Origin of the sequence: Methanomethylovorans sp. (assembly GCF_041305605.1) — an archaeon.
In the GTDB taxonomy this organism is placed as follows: Archaea; Halobacteriota; Methanosarcinia; order Methanosarcinales; family Methanosarcinaceae; genus Methanomethylovorans.
Genome location: NZ_JBFYLB010000088.1, coordinates 1 through 4,663 on the forward strand (window position 1 = coordinate 1; position 4,663 = coordinate 4,663).

The 4,663-nt window shown below is 43.5% G+C and carries 3 protein-coding genes; 2 read left to right on the plus strand and 1 reads right to left on the minus strand.

Annotated elements, in window-relative coordinates; all coding sequences use genetic code 11:
- Positions 1 to 46 precede the first annotated feature (46 nt).
- The gene (locus ACCM36_RS05940) at positions 47 to 2,371 is read right to left on the minus strand and encodes a nitric oxide reductase activation protein NorD (protein WP_370572835.1); all 2,325 of its coding nucleotides are present in this window, start codon (positions 2,369 to 2,371) and stop codon (positions 47 to 49) included.
- Between the two features lie 171 nt (positions 2,372 to 2,542).
- On the opposite strand from ACCM36_RS05940, the gene ACCM36_RS05945 reads away from it, so the two are divergent.
- Together ACCM36_RS05945 and ACCM36_RS05950 are read left to right on the plus strand one after the other, a co-directional pair.
- Positions 2,543 to 3,211, plus strand: a complete 669-nt coding sequence (locus ACCM36_RS05945; RefSeq protein ID WP_370572836.1) for a CPBP family intramembrane glutamic endopeptidase — start codon at positions 2,543 to 2,545, stop codon at positions 3,209 to 3,211.
- Between the two features lie 687 nt (positions 3,212 to 3,898).
- Positions 3,899 to 4,663: a GTPase gene (locus ACCM36_RS05950; protein ID WP_370572837.1), complete on the plus strand. Its 765-nt coding sequence runs from the start codon at positions 3,899 to 3,901 to the stop codon at positions 4,661 to 4,663.

Below are 4,663 nucleotides of genomic sequence, written 5' to 3' on the forward strand. Positions count from 1 at the left end.
GAAGAACAGTTATACTCATGAGCATTATTGCACCGGTATTGCAGGATCAGGTAGTGATCCTCTTATACAACATCGGAAGCCTCTCCGGAAGTGAACCGGCATCATCTATTATTGTGTATCCGGCATCAGAGAAAATATTGTCAAGATATTTACCGGGATTCAGATCCACGGTTATGCAGAAGAAATGTATTCCTTTGGCATTGCCTTCCTTTATTGCTATTCTGGTATCCTCTTCAGCAATTCTTTCTTTGTATGCACTTTCTCCCCGGGAAGTATCGAAGGGTTCGCCATCGGATAACAGTATTATGATCTTTGTTTTTGCATCTACTTTGTCGAGTTTCCTGATGGAATGACGGATGGCAGGTCCGAGCCTTGTGTTGGATACCGGTTCCAGCACACTGATCCTGCGTGCAACGTTGTCCGATAGTTCCTCATCGAACTCCTTTATGACAAAGTACTCAACATCATCCCTTGTCTGGCCGGAAAATGCGTAGATAGCATACTTGTCCCCTATGCTTTCAAGAGCCTGTATCATGATGATAAGCGAGTCTTTTTCGACATCCACTATGCTCTTTTCCTCATAGCCCACCATTTTATGGGTGGAATAACTGACATCTATAAGAAAAAGAGTTGCAACGTCCCTTTCATGCTTGTCCCATCTGAGGTAGAGCCTGTCATCAGGATTTATCCCGCATTTCTTCTGTATCAGAGCATCCATGAAGGCATCGATATCGATCTCAGTTCCATCGGTCTGTTCCTTCATCCTGCGGAATGTTTCCGGTTTCATCTCGTTGAATACATGCTTGATCAGGGCAATCTCATGCCTGTACTTTTCTGATGCATCCTTGTAGTAATCACTGGACATGCCAAAAGGCTCGATCTCGTTGACCGTACACCAGTCTGCTTTATAGTCATTGATCACGTCATCCCATTCATCATACATGTAACTGCCCAGTGTCTTCCAGTTCTTGTCCGTAGCATAGGTGGAATGGTGTTTGACCTTTTCTTCCTGTGGTCTTTCCTTCTCTGCTGTCAGTTCCACTTCACTTTCGGGAATGAAATTCCTGATAATGTTCTCATGCAAATTGGACGAAAAAGGGTCCTTTTTGCTATACGCTCCGATATCTACTCCGCGATAATCGATATTTTTCAGTACCTCATACTCCTTTTGGCTCAACGGGCCCATCTGGTCATCAAGCATGGTATATATCCTGAAGGTCGTATCAAGGGAATCAAGGATAGATGATCCTTCGTGGAATATCCTGTCCTTCAGCAGAGGCCTTGTCTTGTCCAGAAGACCCTTTGTCCCTTTGCTGAGATTGTGAACAGGTTCATGTCCTATCGAGACCCACAGAAGCGATTCCATGAACTCTTCAAGGTTACCTTTCGGGGCAGACCTTGTCAGAAGCATCTGGTATCTTATTCTCTCAAGGTCCGAGCGAACTCCCCTGTAGTGTTCCATTATCCTGTACTCGACCCTGGCATCTTCCAGAATGCCGAGTATTGTTCCTGCCAGTGCTTTGTTGGGATACAGAGCTATGATGTCAGCGATATCAATGATACCCTCAGGTTGCATCCCTGACAGGTAAGTTCTTTTCTTTGTGGTTGTGTACCTGCTTCTGATATCTGACATCAGTCCTGCTGCCCCATCAAGTTCTATCTTATGGGAACTGAACTGTACATGACCAATCTCATGCATTATGCTCAGTTTGTATATCCTGAAGTTATCTTCAAAATCACCGTATCTTTTGATCATGGGTGCAAGGTAGATGGTCTTGCCTGCGATCACAGGATTTATGGAATTGGTTTCTTCCTCCATCTGTAACATCCTTCGGGAAAGAATGTTAAAATTGACACCTGACAATCCAAGGGCATAGTACCTGAGGACGCTTATGATATCATTGAGTGCCGCTGACCCGTTAAGCCCTTCAATGAATTCCTTTGATCTCTTAGACTTCATGGAAAAATAAGGTCTTCCAAGGGCTGGATCCTCTTCAAATACAGATATGCCGTTCAGGGCCCACTCTTCCAGTTCACTGACATCCAGATCCTTTAAGAGCACAGCCGAAAAGGAAAAATAATCAATTGCCAGGTCCTTATCCAGGTCAAATATCTTTATGCCGGTACCCGCCCATTTCCTGATCCCGTCAGGCCCTGTGTTCGCTGCTGCCTCGGGAAGATTCTCAAAGAAAACTCCTGCAAGCATGAGGTCTTTATCAAGCAGCATACGGGCAGTTATGAGAAGTTCGGCATGATATGTTGAGTTGCTCTTTTCCAGAACGCTGATAAAATTATTACAACAAGTACTTCCAGAGAACCTGGATCCTATAAGTTCGATCAGCTCTTCTTCTGTGGGATCTTTATGTTCCATATCCGGATCCTTCAATATATTGATAGATTGTCTTGCTTCATGAATACAAAAAAGTTTGCATTTTCCGGTTCTGTAGTAAAATCTATATTCAAGCGATGAGCCAGGTTAACAATACATTCAAATGTGTTTCAAACATGTTTCAGGGTACCACAAAGCCGATAGCAGGGTGATATGATGGGTGGATTGGACCGGGAAAATATCTGGAAATTGATATCAATTGTTGAATTGCTCATTGCCGGCACGGTTATCGTTCTGGACCTGTTCATCCCGACAATCATTATTCTGGGGATAATAGCGATCTCGCTCTTGATCCGCAAAGAAAAACTGCAAACTTTAGGTTTCAGGAAAAACAGTAGCTGGCTTAACATGGTGATCACTATTTTAGTATTAGTGGTCTTCTGGACCCTTTTACATCTGAGCATATTCATGCCGGTACTGAATCACTTGACCGGAACAACACAAGACCTGAGTGCATTTGAGAACCTTAAAGGAAATTTCAACCAGCTGTTGTTCTTCCTGGTGCTGACATGGACTTTAGCTGCATTCGGAGAAGAGATCGTGTACAGAGGTTATCTCCAAAAAAGGATACAGGGTCTGTTTGAAGATACAAGGACCGGGATAATTCTTGCTGTGGGTATTTCTTCCTTATTATTCGGACTTGCACATACGGAACAGGGAACAATAGGGGTCATCCTCACTTTTCTGGATGCGATCTTTTTCAGCCTGATAAAGATACATTATGAAAACAACCTATGGGCTGCGATCATTGCTCACGGAGCAAGCAACACTATCGGCTTATTAGGCTTCTTCTTTTTAGGTCCTGTGTATGGGTTGTGGTAGATTTCGTTTTTTATTCCGATTTTCTTTTTTTTTGCTATGGTAGTGATGAAGCAAAGCCAGCTGGGCTTTCAAGCAGTTTCTGCATCAAGGTTAAAGTTCATAAGAGCCTTTTTTAGTTAAAGGATTTCAAAATGTAATGCGCTGTTTTCAGATGAGCAATCTATCTGTGCAGACTCTAAGATAATGACGTAGTTAAATACGGTATCATTAATCAGATACATGTTTTCTTTTTTCTGTAACCGGTTTCAGGCTAAATCAAAATACGGTTTCAGCCTAGTATTGTCAGATTTCAATTGAACAGGAGATCTGATATTAACAAGAAAATACAAGGCTGGCAGATTTTACACATGCCTTTCACTCTATCTGTAGATCGGTGTGCTGTTAAAACTGTGGGTAGTGGTGTTCTTAGAGTTAAGCTCTGGAAAGGCTATCATCAAGCTAGGTTTAGAATCGCGTGCAAATTATTAGCAGCTGAGGTTAACTATGAATATTGATTTTAATAGGTTTTTTACAGAACCTTTCTGTATAATTCGATCCTGGAACATCTTAAATGCCTGCTTCTTATATGTACGGTTTTGAGAGCCTCGATTCAATTTTCATATCTTTATTAGGCATACAATTGATCCGGAACAGTTCTGTACTTCTCACTCTGACATCCTTATATGCTCGTGAAGCATTACCTGTACCATGGCAAGCTACAAGGTAATGGTAAAGGATGTCATTAGAAAGGCGGATGTCCTGCTTGAGGTGGTAGATGCCCGGTTTCCGGATGAGACCAGGAACAGCGAGGTAGAAGCTGAACTAGTACGTGCCAGAAAACCGTTCATCATAGTCATGAGCAAATGTGATCTCGTATCACAGGAAACCCTTGAGAAAGCCAAATCCCGCTTATCGAAAATTGCACCCACGGTCTTCGTATCCACTAAGGAACGGTTCGGGACAACAATGCTCAGGCACAAGATCCTTGAGGTCGCAAATATACAGGATCGGGATATACTTGTGGGCAGCCTTGGGTATCCCAACACGGGAAAATCTTCTGTCATCAATGGTGTGGTGGGAAGGCATAGAACTGGTACTTCTTCCATCTCCGGTCACACAAGAGGTGTACAGCTCGTGAACGCCGGTTCACGCATCAAGTTCATCGATACCCCGGGAGTGATACCTTTTGACGAGCATGACGAATACATGCAGGGGATGCTTGGCATAAAGGACGCTACTCACCTGAAAGACCCCATAGGCGTAGCTTTGAAGATCATCGAGAAAATGTGTGCTGAGAACAAGCCTGCCCTGGAAGTTTTCTACAAGGTCACCATCGATAACCAGGATTCCTACGATGTTCTCGAACTCATTGGCAGGCAGACGAACTGCCTGAAAAAGAAAGGTGAAGTCGACGATACAAGGGTAGGCATACGCATCGTGAACGACTGGCAACGGGGATTGCTGCTGGTGTAG

Excerpts from the sequence above, each read along its gene's own strand:
- ACCM36_RS05945 (WP_370572836.1), top strand. The coding sequence starts at position 2,543 with ATGATGGGTGGATTGGACCGGGAAAATATCTGGAAATTGATATCAATT.
- ACCM36_RS05950 (WP_370572837.1), top strand. The coding sequence starts at position 3,899 with ATGGCAAGCTACAAGGTAATGGTAAAGGATGTCATTAGAAAGGCGGAT.
- ACCM36_RS05940 (WP_370572835.1), bottom strand. The coding sequence starts at position 2,371 with ATGGAACATAAAGATCCCACAGAAGAAGAGCTGATCGAACTTATAGGA.